Below are 16,296 nucleotides of genomic sequence, written 5' to 3' on the forward strand. Positions count from 1 at the left end.
CTCGACCACCCGCCAGCCGGAGCCGTCCGCCCGGCGGGCGAGATCGGTGGTGACGAAGCGGCAGTTCCCGAGGCCGCCGAGCAGCAGCACCGCGCCGGAGGCGAGGCCGCCGCCGGACAGCGCCAGGCCGCCGCCGCCGGTGTGCACGCCGCCGTGCGGGGTCTTGTGGTCCTCGTCCTTGGCCTCGCCGCCCTTGTGCTCGTCGGTGCCCTTGTGCTCGTCCGAGCCCTTGTGGTCCTCGGTGCCCTTGTGCTCGTCGGTGCCCTTGCGCTCCTCGGAGGCGGCACCGCCCTTCCTGTCGTCGTTGGCCTTGGAGCTGCCGGAGTTGTCGGAGGCCTTCTCGGTCTTCTCCTGCCAGGTCAGGTTCTTGCCCTGGTCGGCGGCTCCGTCGGCGAACGCCATGGGGGTGCCGACGGTGAGTGCGGCGGCGACGGCCGCCCCGGCGAGCAGCGTGCGTGCAGAACGCATGAGGTTGATCCTTCCGGCGCACGGGACCGCGACTGCCGACACGGTGCCGGACAAGGGGACTCGCGGTGGGTGCGCCTGATCCACCGTCATCCACCGTGCGGCGGCCTGCCACCGGAGTGTGGCAGCACCGGTGCGCAGGGTGAGCCCTTCGGGTGGAGTCCCGGGAGTGTTCACCCGGTTGGTCGGTCGATCCGGGTGAACCCGTTCACGGACCGTCCGTCGGACGCGCGTGGGCCCGCCCCCGGCGCACGGCCGGGGGCGGGCCCATCGGGAGCCGCCGGGTCAGCGGTCCCAGCGGTAGAACTCCCGCGCCATCGCGTCCTTCGGCTCCCGCCAGGTGGCCGGGTCGTAGGCCTGCACGAAGGCGGTCAGCCGGTCGCTGACGGTCCGGAACTCCGGGTGTCCGACGACCTTGGCGACGGCCGGGCCCGGCGGCCGGTCGGCCTCGATCAGGTGCAGGTAGACGTCGCCGAACTGGAAGAGGCTGCGGCCGGTGACACCGATCAGGTGCGGCAGCTCGCCCTGGTCGGACTCGGCGAACACCTCGGCGATGTCCGGTGCGGCCTCGGGCTTCATCCGGGCGACGATCAGCGCCCGGTGCGCGCCGGTCACAGTTCCGCCGCCCGCTTCTCGACCTTCTCCCGGATCAGCTGCATCTGGACCTTCGAGTTCCGGTTGATGTGGCCGGTCATGCCCTCGTCGTCGACCGGGGCGGTCGGCTTCATCGCGAAGTCCTGGACCCAGCGCATCCTGGTGCCGGCCGGAACCTCCGCGTACTCCCAGCGGATCTCCATGAACTCGAACGGGCCGGGCTCGACCCGGCGGGCGCGCACCGCGAGCGCGTCCCGGTCGGTCTCGCGCTCGGAGACCCAGCTCCACACCTGGCCGTTGTCGTCCGGGTGCATGGTGAGCCGGAACCGGACGAGTTCGCCCTGCCGGTCCAGCACCTCCACCGAGGCGTACTCGCTGAACAGCTGCGGCCAGTTCTCCAGATCGTTGGTCATCTCCCAGACCAGGTCGAGCGGCGCGGCGATGACGATCTCGTTGTCGGTGTGTCCGGGCATGTCAGGCACCGGCCTTCGTGGCGAGGGACGAGTTGACCAGCTCCAGGAACTCGGCCGGGGTCTTGGCCGACTCGGCGCCCGAGGTGACCTTGAGGTTGTGCCGGTTCTCCAGCTCGCCGACCACGCCGAGCAGCCCGAGCGAGTCGATGCCGAAGGTGTCGAACTCCGCGCCCGGTTGCGCCAGCGCGCCCGGGTCGACGGTGACACCGGCCCGGGTCTGGAGCAGCTCGGCGAGTTCCGGATAGCTGAGGGTGTTGCTCACGGGGTTTCCCTTCGATGGTGTGACGGGGTGGTTCAGGGCTGGGCGCGCCGGACCACCAGCGCGGAGTTGGAGCCCATCAGCCCGCGGCTGAGCACCAGCGCGGTGTTCAGTTCGGCCGGGCGGGCACGGCCGGTCACCAGGGCGAGGTCGTGGCAGACCTCGGTGACGTTGGGGGTGGGCGGCAGCACGCCGTCCTCCATGGCCAGCACGGCCGCGGTCACGTCGAGCATCGGGGCGCCGCAGTAGGCCCGCCCCGTACCGGTCTTGGGCGCGGTGACCGGGACGCGTTCGGCGGCCGGGCCGAGCGCGTCGGCCAGCGCCAGGGCCTCCGCCCGGTCGGCGGCCGGGACCCCGAGGGCGTCCGCGAAGACCACGTCGACCTCCTCGGGCGCGATGCGGGCCTCGTCCAGCGCGATCCGGATCGCGGCCGCCAGCCCCTCCCGGGACTCCGCCCAGCGGGACGCCCCGGTGAAGGTGGCGCCGTGGCCGGCCAGCCGGGCCCGGACCCGGGCGCCGCGCAGGTGGGCCGCCTGTTCGTCCTCCAGCAGCAGCATCGCGCCGCCCTCGGCGGGGGAGAAGCCGCAGGCCTGCTCGGTGAACGGCAGGTACGCCCGCTCGGCCTCCTCGGCCAGGCTCAGCTCGGGGTAGCCGAGTTGGCAGACCATCGAGTACGGCGCCAGCGGGGCCTCGGCGGCGCCGACCACCACCGCGTCGGTGCCGCGCTCGATGGCCCGGGCGGCGTGCGCGAGGGCGTCCAGCCCGCCGGCCTCGTCGCTGGCGACCACCCCGCAGGGGCCCTTGTAGCCGCCGCGGATCGAGATCTGGCCGGTGCTGGCCGCGTAGAACCAGGCGATGGACTGGTACGGGCCGACGAACCTCGGCCCCTGGCCCCAGAGTTGCTGGAGCTCGCGCTGGCCGAACTCGCCGCCGCCGGAGCCGGCCGCGGTCACCACGCCGACCGCGAAGGGCTGTTCCGGGTCCGGCCGGAACCCGGCGTCCGCCACCGCCAGGTCGGCGGCGGCCATCGCGTAGTGGGTGAAGCGGTCGGTCTGCACCAGGAAGCGGTTGTCGATCGCGGACTGCGGATCGAACCCGTTCACCTGGCCCGCGATCCGGAGCGGAAGCCCGGTGCAGCCTTCGCGGGATATCCGGTCGAGGACGCTCACGCCCTGCCTGGTGGCCTTCCAGAAGGCGTCGGCCCCGACACCGTTCGGCGCCACCACGCCGAGGCCGGTGACCACCGCCCGGCGGCCCTGCTGACGTGACGTCATGGAACTCACCCCGTTCTGTTGAGCACGACGGCGGACTGGAATCCGCCGAATCCGCTGCCGACCGACAGGATGTGGCTCAGCGGCAGCTCACGCGCGGTGCGCGGCACGTAGTCGAGGTCGCACTCCGGGTCCGGAGTCTCGTAGTTGGCGGTCGGCGGCACGACGCCGTGGGCGAGCGCCAGGGTGCAGGCGACGACCTCGATGGCGCCGATGGCGCCGAGCGAGTGCCCGACCATCGACTTGATCGAGCTCATCGGGGTCTTGAAGGCGTGCGCGCCCAGCGAGCGCTTGACCGCGGCGGTCTCGTGCCGGTCGTTCTGCTTGGTGCCCGAGCCGTGCGCGTTGACGTAGTCCACGTCGGTGCGGTCCACCCGGGCGTGGACGAGCGCGTGGTCGATCGCCCGGGACATCTCCAACCCCTCCTTGGTGAGGCCGGTCATGTGGTAGGCGTTGCCGAAGGTGGCGAAGCCGCCGATCTCGCCGTAGATCCGGGCGCCGCGGCGGCGGGCGTGCTCCAGTTCCTCCAGTACCAGGACGGCGCCGCCCTCGCCGAGCACGAAGCCGTCGCGGTCGGCGTCGAAGGGGCGGGAGGCGTGCCGAGGGTCGTCGTTGCGCTCGCTGGTGGCCTTGATGGCGTCGAAGCAGGCGACGGTGATCGGCGAGATCGGGGAGTCGGAGGCGCCGGCGACGCAGATGTCGGCGCGTCCCTCCTCGACGGCCTGGAAGCCGTAGCCGATCGCGTCCAGGCCGGAGGTGCAGCCGGTGGAGACGGTCTGCACCGGGCCGTGCGCGCCGGTCCGTTCGGCCACCGCGGAGGCCAGGGTGCTGGGTGCGAACGCCCGGTGCAGCTGCGGCTCGGCCTGCCGGTGGTCCACGTCCCAGCGGGCGCCGGCCGCGCTCACCAGGGCGTAGTCGTGCTCCAGTCGGGTGGTGCCGCCGACGGCGGTGCCGAGCGAGACGGCGATCCGCCACGGGTCCTCGGCGGCCAGGTCCAGGCCGGCGTCGGCGATCGCCTCGTCGGCCGCGACCATCGCGAACTGCACGTAGCGGTCGGCCCGTCGGACGTCCTCCGGGCTCAGTCCGTGGGCCGCCGGGTCGAAGTCGACCTCGGCGGCGATCCGGGAGCGGAACCCGGCGGGGTCGAAGAGCGTGATGCCCCGGGTCGCGGTGCGGCCGGACGTCAGGAGGTCCCAGAACGCCGGGACGCCGACTCCGCCGGGTGCGACCACACCGATCCCGGTGACGGCGACGCGCCGGGTCACGAGCCCACCTTGGCGTGTTCCGGCGGACCGGCCGCCGCGGTCCCCTCGGTGCTCACGTGGCCGAGGTCGGGGCGCGGGGCGAGCGGTCCGAGGTGGAAGACCATCCGGGCCTCGGTGTCGCCGACGTTGCGGAAGCGGTGGCGCATGTTGATCGGGATCATCAGGCCCTGGTCCGGCTTGAGCGGATGGGGCTTCCCGTCCAGGTCCACCTCCAGGTCGCCGCAGACGACGAACACGAACTCCTCGGAGTACGGGTGGTAGTGCTCGCCGATCCGCTCGCCGGGCTTGACGATCGCCAGCCCCATGAAGCCGCTGGTGGCGCCGCAGCTCGTCGGGGTGAGCATGGTGCGCAGCTCGGCGCCGTGGCGGCGGTTCTCCGGTGCCTCGTGGACGCTGACGATCCTTGGGGGCTGCGTGGTCATGGAGGATCTCCCGTGATGTGACGGACCGTCAGTTGTTGATCGGGTCGGCGGACTTGCGGTCGGTGACCGGGTTCATGGCGCGGGCGGCGAGGAAGGCGCCGAGCCCGGCGACGGTGCGCAGGTCGCCGTGCGGGCCGAGGTCGAGCAGTCCGGCGAGCGCGGCGGCCCGCCGGTCGTCGGCCACTCCGAGGGCGGCCGCCGGGTCGGCCTCGGCGGGCACCCGCAGGTCGACCAGGCGCACCACCACGTCCTCGCGGTGGAAGACGGTGGCCGCCGCGACCGGCCCGGTCGGGTCGGCGGTGGCCAGGTTGTCGTGTTCGGCCAGCAGCTCGGCCACGTCCTGCCCGCCGCCCGGACGGACCGGGTAGAGCACGGCGTGCCGGTGCAGCCGGGCGGAGGCGGGGGAGCTGGCGATCGCCTGGTGCCGGGCGGGCAGCGCCGCCCTGGCGAAGAACGCCCGGGCGGCCTGCGGGTCGCCCAGTTGCCGGGCCTCCTCCAGGTGCGGGTTGAGCGCCTCCTCGACGGCCCGCACCTCGGGCTGCATCGCCACGTGGCGCAGCGCGTCGCCGAGGTTGCCGACCACCTCGACGGCCCGGACCACCCGGTTGCCGAGCATGAACAGCGAGGTGCGGCGCAGCCGGGTGTGCTCGTCCACCTCGGCCCGCGGGGAGGCGTAGCCGGCCAGGATGCGGGCCACCTCGGGCTCGCTGCCGGGCTTGACGGTGAAGGTCAGCGCGTGGCGGACCACCCCGTCCGGGCCCGGTTCGGCCTTGGGCGGGCCGACGTGCCCGGCGGGCGCGGTGCGCGGCAGCCCGGGCGGCACCTCCATCGGGGCCCGGGTGCCGGTGGAGCCGGCCGCCGAGGTCTCGCGCAGCACGGCGTAGCGCAGCGAGCGGAAGTTGTCGCTTACGCAGCCGTGCATCGGCTTGACCATCTCCCGGTGGGCCGGGCTGTCCACCCACTCCAGGAAGGTCTCCTGGTCCTTCCACTCGCTGGTGATCAGCCACTGGCGGGGGTCGTTGATGGACTGGCACAGCTGGTCGCTGACGTGGCCGGGAACCGAGGCCACCTGGTGGCGCAGTTGCTCGTACACGTCGAGGAAGCGCTGTTGGGCGCCGTCCTGGATCTCCAGCATCAGCACCACCCGCAGCCGGGTGTCGGCCTCGTCCTGTTGCTTCGGCTGGGGTTCGGACAGAGTTGTCATGATCCACTTTCTGCTCTGGGCCGCACGCTGCGGGCCGTGTCGGCCGTGCCCGGCGGGTGCTGCCCGGCCTGGGAGGGCGGTGCGGCGGCGGTACGGCCGGGCACGTCGGCGCCAGGCCTGAGGTCGATCGTGGGCGGCGCACCGGGCGCGGCGCGAGATTTGCGGGCCATCCGGGCGAAGGGGCGGCACGGGCCCCGTCCGGCGGGGGATGGAAGAGCGGGGCCCCCGGTCGAGCGGGTCCGTCGAGGGCGGTGCCGGGCCCAGTCGCCGGGCCGCGGAATCCCCTGACAGGGCGGAGCAATTGATGAATCCGAAGGTTGACGACCGGGTGCCGGTCCTGATCGTGGGCGGCTCGCTGGTCGGGCTGTCGGCCGCACTCTTCCTGGGGCGGCTCGGGGTCGGGCACCTGCTGGTGGAGAAGCACGCCGACACCTCCCGGCACCCGCGGGGGCGGGGCAACAACATCCGCACCATGGAGCTGTACCGGGTGGCCGGGATCGAGCCGGCGATCCGCGAGGCCGCCTCGATCCTGGCCCCCAACCACGGCATCCTCCAGGCGCCCTCGCTGACCGGCGCCGAGCAGGAGTGGCTGTTCCGTGAGATCGACCCGGGCGGCCGGCTGGCCCGGTTCAGCCCCAGCGCCTGGTGCCTGTGCAGCCAGAACGACCTGGAACCGGTGCTGCTGCGGGCGGCCCGTGAGCTCGGCGGCGACCTGCGGTTCGGTACCGAGCTGGTCTCCTTCGAGCAGGACGCGGACGGCGTCACCTCGGTGCTGCGCAGCCGGGAGACCGGCGAGCGTCGGGTGGTGCGCTCGGAGTTCCTGATCGCCGCGGACGGTCCGCGCAGCCCGGTCCGCGAGCGGCTGGGCATCGGCCAGTCCGGCAAGGGCGAGCTGTTCCACAACGTCAGCATCACGTTCCGGGCGAAGCGGCTGGCCGAGGTGGTCGGCGACCGCCACTTCATCGCCTGCTACCTGACCAACCCGGAGGCGGACGGCGCGCTGCTGCCGGTCGACAACCAGGAGGAGTGGGTCTTCCACGCGCCCTGGCACCCCGAGCACGGCGAGCCCCTGGAGGCGTTCACCGACGAGCGCTGCGAGCGGCACATCCGCACCGCCGTCGGCATGCCGGAGCTGGACGTCGAGGTCACCGGCCGCGCGCCCTGGCACGCCGCCGAGCGGGTGGCCGAGCGGTACGGCTCCGGGCGGGTCTTCCTCGCCGGGGACTCCGCCCACGAGATGTCGCCGACCGGCGCGTTCGGCTCCAACACCGGCATCCAGGACGCCCACAACCTGGCGTGGAAGATCGCCGCCGTGCTGTGCGGCTGGGCCGGGCCGAGGCTGCTGGAGACGTACGGGCAGGAGCGCCGCCCGGTCGCGCAGGTGACCGGCGAGCGGGCCTCGGCGCGTTCCGCCGAGCACAGCCACCCCGGCTACGCGGTGGTGCCGGGCGTCGGCCGGCAGGCCGGGGTGCTGGCCGTGGCGCTCGGCTACCGCTACCCGGTGGGCGCGGTGGTCGGCGCGGACCGGACCGGGCCGGTGGTCCCCGAGCAGTTCGAGTCGGCGGGCGAGCCGGGCAGCCGGGCCCCGCACCAGTGGCTGCTGCGGGCGGGGGTGCGGCTGTCCACGCTGGACCTCTACGAGCAGGCGATGGTGCTGCTCACCGGTCCCGAGGGCGGCGACTGGCAGGCGGGTGCCCGGCGCGCGGCCGACCGGCTGGCCGTCCCGCTGGACGGCTTCCGGATCGGCGACGGCGCCGAGGACGACCTGGCGCCGGAGCCCGGTGCGGACTTCGCCGCCCTGCACGGCATCGGCCCCCGGGGCGCCGTGCTGGTCCGCCCGGACGGCTTCGTGGCCTGGCGCTCGACCGGTCCGGCGCAGGACGCGCAGGCCGAGCTCACCACGGTGCTGCGCACGGTCCTGGGCCTCTGACCCACCTGACCCACCCGCCGCCGCCTCCCCTCCTCGGCGCGGACGCGGAAGGGCCCGCCGGTCGCACGGCGGGCCCTTCCGTCTGTCCGGGGTCGGTCAGTGGCCGCCCTCGTCGACCACCTCGACGTCGGAGATCTCCTGCTCGATCGCCTCGGCGGGCAGCGCGACCCGGATCGCCCAGTAGTAGATGACCAGCGAGAACACGCTGACCAGGGCCATGTCGTACCACATCGGGAGGTTGCCGGTGCCGTCGCCGAAGGTGCCCTGCCAGGAGATCAGGCCCAGGCCCACCAGGTAGGGCGGCAGCCACTGGGCGGACTTCCAGCTCAGCCGGGGCGCGTTCGGCAGCCCCTTCCTGATCGCGTACGCGGCGTAGCTGCCGAGCAGGAGGTAGCCGAGCACGATCGCGATGCCCAGGCGCGAGAGGGTGTGCCAGCCGGACCAGTAGATGATCAGGCTGGAGACCACGAACGCGGCCGGGGAGATCAGCTCGCCCGCCGGCAGCCGGTACGGGCGCTCGTGCGCGGGCAGGCGGCGGCGCATCGCGCCGAAGGCCAGCGGGGCGCCGGCGTACATCAGCACGCTGGCGGAGGTGATGAAGCCGACCAGCTCCTGCCAGCTCGGGAACGGCAGGAAGCAGATCACGCCGGTGACGAAGGCGATCACCAGGCCGAACCACGGCACGCCGTTCTTGTCGAGCTCCTCGAAGCGCTGGGGGGCGTAGCCGTTGCGGCTCAGGCCGTAGGAGATGCGCGAGGTCGAGGTGGTGTAGATCAGGCCGCTGCCGCCGGGGGAGATCACGGCGTCCATGTAGAGCACCCAGGCCAGCCAGCCGAGGCCGATCACGGTGGCGAGACCCGCGAAGGGGCCGTCGATGCCGGGGAAGTCGAGCTTGTCCCAGCCGTTGGCGAAGGCGCTGACGGGCAGCGCGCCGATGAAGACGACCTGGAGCAGGGTGTAGATCAGGCTGCCGATGACGACCGAACCCAGCACGGCGCGGGGGATGTCGCGCTTGGGGTTGCGGCTCTCACCGGCGAGCTGGATGGCCTGCTCGAAGCCGAGCAGGGCGAAGATGATGCCGCTGGTGCTGATCGCCGCGAGCACGCCCGGGGCGCCGAACGGCGCGAAGCCGTGCGAGGTGAAGTTGGAGCCGTGGAAGTTGGTCACGGCCAGAACGAAGATGGTGAGCAGCGGGACGAAGATCTTCAGCCAGGTGGCGATGTTGTTGGTGCGGGCCAGGACGCGCACACCGAGGAAGTTCACCGCGACGAACACCGCCATGAGCACCGTGGAGACAGCGAAGCCGCTGGCGGTGAGGGTGTTGTTGTCGTTGAGCAGGCCGCCCGCCCAGGACCAGTGCCGGGCGTAGCCGATCATCGCCTCGACCTCGATCGGCGCGACGGTGGCCGCCTGGAGCCAGGAGAACCAGCCGAAGGACATGCCGGCCAGGCCGCCGAAGGCGTAGTGCGGGTAGCGCGCGGTGCCGCCCGAGACCGGGAACATGCTGCCGAGCTCGGCGTGCACGAGCGCGAGCAGCACGATCGCGACCGTACCGATGCCCCAGGACAGGACGGCGGCCGGGCCGGCCGCCATCACGCCCTCCTTGGCGCCGAAGAGCCAGCCGGAGCCGATGATCGAGCCGACCGAGGCCCACATGAGGCCGATGAGGCCGACGTGTCGGCGCAGCGACCGGTGGGTGGTCCCGGATTCGGAGCCGGTGCCTTGGTCGGGCGGCGAGATCTGGTTGAGGGAAGCCATGAAAGATCTCTCTGTGGGTGGGGGCTCCGGGTGCTCGGAGCGATGAGAGTTGCCACACACTAGGACTTTTCGGTGCCCTCTGCACAGATTTCATTACTGAATGTTTACATTCTTTTCGGGACATCCTTGCAGGTAGGGGGTGTGATCGCGTTCGGTCTCTTACGTATTCGATCGATTTCCCGGGAATTCCGGCCGAGCCGTGTGGGGGCGCATCATAGGCGGTTCATTCGGTGATGGGAATAGTGACCTCCGTACAGCGAAGCGGCGTCAGTCCACCAGATCGGACGGGTCGGTGTTGGCCCCGCAGAGCAGCACGGCGACGCGCTCGCCCTCGGCCCGGTCGAGGGCGGCGAACGCGGTGGCGGCCGCGTACTCGACGGCGATCCGGTGGTCCTCCCAGAGCCGCCGGCGGGCGCGCACGATCGCCTCGTCGTCGACCAGCACCGAGCGGACGCCCGGGTGCGCGGCGGCGTCCACGGCGAGGGCGGTGGCGCGACGGGCCCCGAGCGCGTCCTGGGCGACCGAGTCGACCGGCACGTCCACCGGATGGCCCGCCTCCAACGCGGCGTTCAGCGCGCGGCTGCCCGTCGGCTCCACGGCGAGCACCCGGACACCGTGCTCCCGGGCCGCCACCGCCACCCCGGCGAACAGCCCGCCGCCGCCCACCGACACCACCACCGTGTCCAGCCCCGGCACCGCGGCGCGCAGCTCCGCCAGGACCGTCCCGGCGCCGGCGGCGATCAGCGGGTGGTCGTACGCGTGCGAGGACAGCGCCCCGCTGCCGGCCGCGAACTCCTCGCAGGCGGCCAGCGCCTCGGCGTACTCCCGGCCCGCCAGCCGCACCTCGGCGCCGTACGAGCGCAGCCGCGCCAGCTTCACCGGGGAAGCCGTCCGGGGCAGGAACACCGTTGCCCGGACACCGAGTTCACGGGCCGCCCAGGCGCAGGCGAGGCCCGCGTTGCCGCCGGAGGCGATGGTCACCCCGGCGTCCGGGAGGGTGCCCGCCGCGGCGTGGGCGAGCAGGAAGTTCTGCGCGCCGCGCGCCTTGAAGCTGCCGGTGTGCTGGAGGAACTCCAGCGCCAGCCAGGCCCGCCCGCCACCGTCCCCCGGCGCCACCGCGACCGGGCGCACCCGCCCGGCGATCCGCTTCTCGGCGGCCTCGACCTCGTCGTACGTCAGCTGGTCCATCGCGTTCCGCTCCTTCGTCCTCGTCGAGGGGTGCGCTGCGCCGGGAACCCCGGCCCGAGTGACGCTACGGCCCCGCCCGGGGTGGGGGAAAGATCGCGAACGGGGACGGCGGGGCGCGTAGGCTGGCCCCGTGCGTCACGTGATCCTTCCGCCGCCGGCCCGCTAGCGGGCGGCCCCCTCCACCCACTCCGGCCCGACGGGACCTGCCCGCAGCCGGGGCGATGACTGCCGCCCGCGACCCCAGCGGACCAGTACCGGCAACTCATCGTGGAGTACCGACGCATGACCTCGTACGCCGCCGTGCCCTTCCGGCGCGGCCTCCTGTCCATCTCCGCCGCCGCCGTCGCCTGGGGCGTGGGCGGCGCCGTGTCCGCGCTGCTGATGCGCACCGGCGGGCTCGGCCCGGCGGGCGTCTCCTGCTGGCGCTTCGGCGTCGCCGCGCTCTGCCTGGCCCTGCTGCCGACCCGCGGGCGGCGCCCCGCCCCGCGCACGGCCCGGGGCGCCGCCCGGTGGCGCGCCGCCGTGCTGACCGGGCTCGGCCTGGCGGTCAGCCAGTGCGCCTACTTCGCCTCCGTGCGCTGCGCGGGGCTCGGGCTCGGCACCCTGATCACCATCGGCGCCGGCCCGGTGTTCACCAGCCTCGGCGCCCACCTGCTGCTCGGCGAGCGCCTGACCCGCCGCTCGGCGGCCGCGGTGGCCCTGGCCCTGGCCGGTCTGGCCCTGCTGGCGGCCGCCCCGGCGGCGGGCCCGCGCCCGGCCCTCGGCATCGCGCTGGCCGTCCTCGCGGGTGCCGGCCAGAGCGGCCTCACCCTCTGGGCCCGGGGCGGCGGTTCGGCGCGGGCCGGCGCCGGCGCCTTCACCACTGGGCTGCTCTGCCTGCTCCCGCTCGCGGCCGTCCAGGGCCTCCAGGGCGTTCTGCCGGTGGGCGGGGACCCGGTGGTGACCGCGGTGTCCCTGCTCTTCCTCGGTACGGTGCCCACCCTGTTCGCCTACCGCTGGTACTTCACCGGCCTGACCGCCGTGCCCGGCGCGACGGCCGCGGTGCTGGTCCTGCTGGAGCCCGCGACCGCGGCGGTGATCGGCGTGCTGCTCCTCGGCGAGCCGCTGACGGCGGGCCTGCTGGCGGGCTCGGCGCTGCTGCTCGCGGCCATCGGGGCGCTGGCGCGCGAGTAGCGCGGGCCGGCGCGCCGCGGTGGCCACCCGGGCGGGCGTCCTGTGGTCGCCGGGGGCCCGGCGGCGTGCTGGGGTGGTCCGCATGAACAGCTCACTCCGGGCCCGGGTGGCCGCCGCGACCGCCTCCGTCCTCCTGCTCGTCACCGCCGCCGGGGCCGTGCTCGCCACCGCCGGTGCGGCCGCGGCGACCGGGCGCCGGGACGTCACCGCCGGCCAGTGCCGGAGCGCGGGCGGGCACGTGGAGGGCAGCGGCTACTGCGTCGACGCGGCCGGGGACGACGTCTGGGGCCAGCCCATCGACGGCCAGGCGGTCAACCCGAACCCCCGGCCCGGGGAGGAGGACTGAGCGCCCCGCTCCCGGACCGGGAGCGGGGCGCGGGGTTCAGCGGCCGGCGCCGGTCACGGCACCGGCCGCAGGACGACCGGCGCCGGGGTGAGGGAGCGCAGGACGAGGTCGATGTGGACCCTGGCGGCGCCCGCGCGGTGCAGGGCGGCGGCGATCGTCCGCAACTCCTCGGGGCCGGTGCAGGCGAGACGCAGTTCGAGATCGGCCTCGCCGGCCAGGCACAGGCCGCCCTGCACGGCCGGGAACTCCGCCGCGAGGCGGTCGAAGTCGAGCGGGACCGGGCCGTGGCTGATCCGGGCGATCGCGTGCAGGTCCCGGGCGGGCCGGGCCCGGCCCGTCGGGGCCGGATCGTCCGGGACCAGCTGTAGCGGGGCGGTCACCGGTGCTGGAGCTGGGCGGTCGGGTTCGGGGCGGGCGGTGCGGCCGGGGTGGCGCCGGCCGGAGCGGTGACGGCGGGGGCGACCAGACGCGGGTCCAGCACCAGGGTGTCGATCCCGAGCGGGGCGGTGAGGTCGCGGAGCGCGGCCTCGCCGAGCTCGGTGTGGGCCTGGTCGGGCCCGAGCAGGGCGGCGAGGGCCTCGGGGCTGGAGAATCCGACCGCGCAGCGGCGGCCGTCGCGCAGACGGAACAGGCGGAGTGCGGTGGTGCTTCCGGTGCCGGAGGTGGTGACCGGAACGTGCCAGACGACGCGGGCCATGCGGATGCTCCCGGGTGGAGTGGTGGTGCCTGCCGGAACTACTTCCCCGACGCTAGGACGGCCCGGCCCGGGCATCGCCGGTCCTGACGCGCCGTTGACCGAATGAGGTCGTGCGTTGACGCACTCCTGACGTCCGACTCACCCGAGTGGACTAAACCACCGGTCGAGCGCTCCGCTTGCCCCGGGCCCCGACCCGGACGACCGTGGAGTGCGTCCCCTCGTCGCCACCCCCGCCGGCGTGCTCGGACCACCCCGGCCGAGCCCCCTTCGCGGCCGCGCCGCGGCCGCCGGAGCGCCCCGCGGGGAGGGCCCCGGCGTCCTCCGGGCGGACCGGAGCGCGCCCGAAGACGGGGGGAGGTGGAGCGGGAGGCCCGTGACGAGATATCTTGACGTCAAGACGTTGGAGACGTGAAGCGGAGTACCGATGACTGACTCGACCATCATCTATACGCACACCGACGAGGCTCCGGCCCTGGCGACCTACTCGTTCCTGCCGGTGGTCCAGGCCTACGCCTCGACCGCGGGTGTGCGGGTGGAGACCCGCGACATCTCCCTGGCCGGGCGGATCATCGCGAGCTTTCCGGAGCGTCTGACCGAGGCGCAGCGGATCGGCGACGCCCTGGCCGAGCTGGGTGAGCTGGCCAAGACCCCGAGCGCCAACATCATCAAGCTGCCGAACGTCTCGGCCTCGGTGCCGCAGCTGAAGGCCGCCGTCGCGGAGCTGCAGGCCCAGGGCTACGCCCTGCCGGACTACCCGGACGACCCGCAGACCGACGAGGACAAGGACGTCCGCGCCCGCTACGACAAGATCAAGGGCAGCGCCGTCAACCCGGTCCTGCGCGAGGGCAACTCGGACCGCCGTGCCCCGCAGTCGGTCAAGAACTACGCCAAGACCCACCCGCACCGCATGGGTGCCTGGACGGCCGACTCCAAGACCAACGTCGCCACCATGGGCGAGAACGACTTCCGGTCCACCGAGAAGTCCGCCGTGGTCGCCGCCGACGGTGCGCTGCGCATCGAGCTGCTCGGCGAGGACGGCACCACCACCGTGCTGCGCGACAAGGTGCCGGTGCTGGCCGGCGAGGTCGTCGACGCCTCGGTGATGCGGGCCGCCGCCCTGAACGAGTTCCTGGCCGCGCAGGTCGCCCGCGCCAAGGCCGAGGGCGTGCTGTTCTCGGTGCACCTCAAGGCCACCATGATGAAGGTCTCCGACCCGATCATCTTCGGCCACGTGGTCCGCGCCTTCTTCCCGAAGACCTTCGCCAAGTACGGCGAGGTGCTGGTCGCCGCCGGCCTGAACCCGAACAACGGCCTCGGCGGCATCCTGGCCGGCCTCGACAACGTGCCGCACCTGGGTGCCGAGATCAAGGCCTCCTTCGAGGCCGAGCTGGCCGAGGGCCCGGCCCTGGCCATGGTCGACTCCGACAAGGGCATCACCAACCTGCACGTGCCGAGCGACGTCATCGTCGACGCCTCGATGCCGGCCATGATCCGCACCTCCGGCCACATGTGGGGCCCGGACGGCAAGGAGGCCGACACCCTCGCCGTGCTGCCGGACAGCAGCTACTCCGGCGTGTACCAGGCCGTCATCGACGACTGCCGCGCCCACGGCGCCCTCGACCCGGCGACCATCGGCTCCGTGCCGAACGTCGGTCTGATGGCCCAGAAGGCCGAGGAGTACGGCTCGCACGACAAGACCTTCGAGATCGCCGCCGCGGGCACCGTCCGCCTGGTCGACGCCGAGGGCAACGTGGTGCTGGAGCAGGCCGTCCAGCCGGGCGACATCTTCCGTGCCTGCCAGACCAAGGACCTGCCGATCCAGGACTGGGTCAAGCTGGCCGTCACCCGCGCCCGCGCCACCGGCGTCCCGGCCGTGTTCTGGCTCGACGAGAACCGTGCCCACGACGCGGTGCTGATCGAGAAGGTCAAGCAGTACCTGCCGGAGCACGACACCACCGGCCTGCAGATCGAGATCATGTCCCCGGTCGAGGCCACCACGTTCTCGCTGGAGCGCATCCGTCGCGGCGAGGACACCATCTCGGTGACCGGCAACGTGCTGCGCGACTACCTGACCGACCTGTTCCCGATCCTGGAGCTGGGCACCAGCGCCAAGATGCTGTCGGTCGTCCCGCTGATGGCGGGCGGCGGCCTGTTCGAGACCGGCGCCGGCGGCTCCGCCCCGAAGCACGTCCAGCAGCTCGTCAAGGAGAACTACCTGCGCTGGGACAGCCTGGGTGAGTTCTTCGCGCTGGCCGCCAGCTTCGAGCACCTGGCCGGCACCACCGACAACGCCCGCGCCCAGGTGCTGGCCGACACCCTGGACCGCGCCACCGGCACCTTCCTCAACGAGGACAAGTCGCCGAGCCGCCGCCTCGGTGGCATCGACAACCGCGGCAGCCACTTCTACCTGGCCATGTACTGGGCCCAGGAGCTGGCCGCGCAGACCGCCGACGCCGAGCTGGCCCAGGCCTTCGCCGGCCTGGCCGCCACGCTGAGCGAGCAGGAGTCGACCATCGTCGACGAGCTGATCGCCGTCCAGGGCTCGCCGGTCGACCTCGGTGGCTACTACCAGCCCGACCCGGCCAAGGCCGCGGCCGTGATGCGCCCGTCGAAGACCTTCAACGAGGCGCTCGCCAACCTCGGCTGAAACCGGTCGAGCTGAGCTGACGGAGGCCCCGGGTCCGGAAACGGACCCGGGGCCTCCGGGCTGCCCGGGCCCGGATCCCGCCCGGCGTGCGGATCCTGCCCGGCCCGGATCCTGAGGTCCGGGCGCTCAGGCGCGGCCGAGCAGGGCGAGGGCGGTGCCGACGGCCTCGCGCAGCAGGAGGTACGGGCCGTGGGCCAGCGGGCCGTCCGCGCCGAGCACGGCGGCGGGGGCGCCGGCCCGGCGGGCGGCCAGGGCGGAGCGGACGGTGTGGAAGCCGTTGGTGACCACCGTGCAGCGGTAGCCGGGGCGCTCGGCGGCCATCAGGGCGGCGCTGAAGCGCAGGTTCTCGGCGGTGTTCACGGCCCGCTCCTCGCGTCGGATCCGCTCGGCCGGAACGCCCCGGTCGACCAGGTAGCGGGCCATCGCGGCGGCCTCGGTGCACTCCTCGTGCGGGCCCTTCCCGCCGGTCACCAGGACCAGCGGGGCGTACCCGGCGGCCTCCTCGGCGGCGCGAACGAGGCGATCGAGGAGCTGCCGGTCGAGGGCTGCACGGTCTCCCGAGGTGCCGTGTACCAGGGCGCACTGCACTCCGGCGGTGGTCATT

The 16,296-nt window shown here is 73.7% G+C and carries 17 protein-coding genes; 4 read left to right on the plus strand and 13 right to left on the minus strand.

The window, feature by feature from the left end; all coding sequences use genetic code 11:
• From AB0E96_RS25975 to AB0E96_RS26010, 8 genes are all read right to left on the minus strand, one after another.
• Positions 1 to 468, minus strand: a 468-nt coding sequence (locus AB0E96_RS25975; protein ID WP_359827757.1) for a hypothetical protein, incomplete at its 3' end; no start/stop codon positions are given.
• 282 nt (positions 469 to 750) lie between these two features.
• Positions 751 to 1,080, minus strand: coding sequence for a TcmI family type II polyketide cyclase (locus tag AB0E96_RS25980; protein ID WP_359827759.1), 330 nt, complete (start codon positions 1,078 to 1,080; stop codon positions 751 to 753).
• A complete protein-coding gene (locus tag AB0E96_RS25985) occupies positions 1,077 to 1,532 on the minus strand; it encodes an SRPBCC family protein (protein ID WP_359827760.1) in 456 nt (151 codons plus the stop codon). Before AB0E96_RS25985 ends, AB0E96_RS25980 begins: the two co-directional genes overlap by 4 nt.
• Position 1,533: 1 nt before the next feature.
• Positions 1,534 to 1,794, minus strand: coding sequence for an acyl carrier protein (locus tag AB0E96_RS25990; RefSeq protein ID WP_359827761.1), 261 nt, complete (start codon positions 1,792 to 1,794; stop codon positions 1,534 to 1,536).
• Between the two features lie 32 nt (positions 1,795 to 1,826).
• The gene (locus AB0E96_RS25995) at positions 1,827 to 3,065 is read right to left on the minus strand and encodes a beta-ketoacyl synthase N-terminal-like domain-containing protein (RefSeq protein ID WP_359827763.1); all 1,239 of its coding nucleotides are present in this window, start codon (positions 3,063 to 3,065) and stop codon (positions 1,827 to 1,829) included.
• A 5-nt stretch (positions 3,066 to 3,070) separates the two neighbouring features.
• The gene (locus tag AB0E96_RS26000) at positions 3,071 to 4,327 is read right to left on the minus strand and encodes a beta-ketoacyl-[acyl-carrier-protein] synthase family protein (protein ID WP_359827764.1); all 1,257 of its coding nucleotides are present in this window, start codon (positions 4,325 to 4,327) and stop codon (positions 3,071 to 3,073) included.
• Complete coding sequence (locus tag AB0E96_RS26005) at positions 4,324 to 4,749, minus strand: cupin domain-containing protein (protein WP_359827766.1); 426 nt, start codon at positions 4,747 to 4,749, stop codon at positions 4,324 to 4,326. Before AB0E96_RS26005 ends, AB0E96_RS26000 begins: the two co-directional genes overlap by 4 nt.
• A gap of 28 nt (positions 4,750 to 4,777) precedes the next feature.
• Positions 4,778 to 5,953, minus strand: coding sequence for a SchA/CurD-like domain-containing protein (locus tag AB0E96_RS26010; protein WP_359827767.1), 1,176 nt, complete (start codon positions 5,951 to 5,953; stop codon positions 4,778 to 4,780).
• A gap of 304 nt (positions 5,954 to 6,257) precedes the next feature.
• Between AB0E96_RS26010 and AB0E96_RS26015 the strand changes: the two genes are divergently transcribed.
• Complete coding sequence (locus AB0E96_RS26015) at positions 6,258 to 7,883, plus strand: FAD-dependent monooxygenase (RefSeq protein WP_359827768.1); 1,626 nt, start codon at positions 6,258 to 6,260, stop codon at positions 7,881 to 7,883.
• Between the two features lie 96 nt (positions 7,884 to 7,979).
• Here AB0E96_RS26015 and AB0E96_RS26020 read toward each other — a convergent pair whose 3' ends face one another.
• Together AB0E96_RS26020 and AB0E96_RS26025 are read right to left on the minus strand one after the other, a co-directional pair.
• The gene (locus AB0E96_RS26020) at positions 7,980 to 9,641 is read right to left on the minus strand and encodes an APC family permease (RefSeq protein ID WP_359827770.1); all 1,662 of its coding nucleotides are present in this window, start codon (positions 9,639 to 9,641) and stop codon (positions 7,980 to 7,982) included.
• A 267-nt stretch (positions 9,642 to 9,908) separates the two neighbouring features.
• Positions 9,909 to 10,829, minus strand: a complete 921-nt coding sequence (locus AB0E96_RS26025) for a serine/threonine dehydratase (protein ID WP_359827771.1) — start codon at positions 10,827 to 10,829, stop codon at positions 9,909 to 9,911.
• Positions 10,830 to 11,111: 282 nt separating this feature from the next.
• Here AB0E96_RS26025 and AB0E96_RS26030 point away from each other — a divergent pair, with 282 nt between their 5' ends.
• A complete protein-coding gene (locus AB0E96_RS26030; RefSeq protein ID WP_359827773.1) occupies positions 11,112 to 12,002 on the plus strand; it encodes a DMT family transporter in 891 nt (296 codons plus the stop codon).
• An 82-nt stretch (positions 12,003 to 12,084) separates the two neighbouring features.
• A complete protein-coding gene (locus AB0E96_RS26035) occupies positions 12,085 to 12,348 on the plus strand; it encodes a hypothetical protein (protein WP_359827774.1) in 264 nt (87 codons plus the stop codon).
• A gap of 53 nt (positions 12,349 to 12,401) precedes the next feature.
• Here the strand turns inward: AB0E96_RS26035 and AB0E96_RS26040 are convergent, their stop codons facing one another.
• Positions 12,402 to 12,728 (minus strand): hypothetical protein, encoded by a 327-nt coding sequence (locus AB0E96_RS26040; RefSeq protein ID WP_359827776.1) that lies wholly within the window; start codon positions 12,726 to 12,728, stop codon positions 12,402 to 12,404.
• On the minus strand, positions 12,725 to 13,045 hold the full coding sequence (locus AB0E96_RS26045; RefSeq protein WP_359827777.1) for an SAV_915 family protein: 321 nt from the start codon (positions 13,043 to 13,045) through the stop codon (positions 12,725 to 12,727). Before AB0E96_RS26045 ends, AB0E96_RS26040 begins: the two co-directional genes overlap by 4 nt.
• A 424-nt stretch (positions 13,046 to 13,469) precedes the next feature.
• Between AB0E96_RS26045 and AB0E96_RS26050 the strand changes: the two genes are divergently transcribed.
• Positions 13,470 to 15,692 carry an NADP-dependent isocitrate dehydrogenase gene (locus AB0E96_RS26050; protein WP_359827778.1) on the plus strand — a complete coding sequence of 741 codons (2,223 nt, stop codon included), beginning with the start codon at positions 13,470 to 13,472 and terminating at the stop codon, positions 15,690 to 15,692.
• Between the two features lie 126 nt (positions 15,693 to 15,818).
• On the opposite strand, the gene AB0E96_RS26055 is transcribed toward AB0E96_RS26050, so the two are convergent.
• Positions 15,819 to 16,296 (minus strand): YdcF family protein (locus AB0E96_RS26055; protein WP_359827780.1); only part of this gene is annotated, 478 nt, incomplete at its 5' end.

Origin of the sequence: Kitasatospora sp. NPDC036755 (assembly GCF_040636595.1) — a bacterium.
Lineage (GTDB): Bacteria > Actinomycetota > Actinomycetes > Streptomycetales > Streptomycetaceae > Kitasatospora.

Excerpts from the sequence above, each read along its gene's own strand:
- AB0E96_RS25985 (WP_359827760.1), bottom strand. The coding sequence starts at position 1,532 with ATGCCCGGACACACCGACAACGAGATCGTCATCGCCGCGCCGCTCGAC.
- AB0E96_RS25995 (WP_359827763.1), bottom strand. The coding sequence starts at position 3,065 with ATGACGTCACGTCAGCAGGGCCGCCGGGCGGTGGTCACCGGCCTCGGC.
- AB0E96_RS26005 (WP_359827766.1), bottom strand. The coding sequence starts at position 4,749 with ATGACCACGCAGCCCCCAAGGATCGTCAGCGTCCACGAGGCACCGGAG.
- AB0E96_RS26010 (WP_359827767.1), bottom strand. The coding sequence starts at position 5,953 with ATGACAACTCTGTCCGAACCCCAGCCGAAGCAACAGGACGAGGCCGAC.
- AB0E96_RS26015 (WP_359827768.1), top strand. The coding sequence starts at position 6,258 with ATGAATCCGAAGGTTGACGACCGGGTGCCGGTCCTGATCGTGGGCGGC.
- AB0E96_RS26020 (WP_359827770.1), bottom strand. The coding sequence starts at position 9,641 with ATGGCTTCCCTCAACCAGATCTCGCCGCCCGACCAAGGCACCGGCTCC.
- AB0E96_RS26025 (WP_359827771.1), bottom strand. The coding sequence starts at position 10,829 with ATGGACCAGCTGACGTACGACGAGGTCGAGGCCGCCGAGAAGCGGATC.
- AB0E96_RS26030 (WP_359827773.1), top strand. The coding sequence starts at position 11,112 with ATGACCTCGTACGCCGCCGTGCCCTTCCGGCGCGGCCTCCTGTCCATC.
- AB0E96_RS26035 (WP_359827774.1), top strand. The coding sequence starts at position 12,085 with ATGAACAGCTCACTCCGGGCCCGGGTGGCCGCCGCGACCGCCTCCGTC.
- AB0E96_RS26045 (WP_359827777.1), bottom strand. The coding sequence starts at position 13,045 with ATGGCCCGCGTCGTCTGGCACGTTCCGGTCACCACCTCCGGCACCGGA.
- AB0E96_RS26050 (WP_359827778.1), top strand. The coding sequence starts at position 13,470 with ATGACTGACTCGACCATCATCTATACGCACACCGACGAGGCTCCGGCC.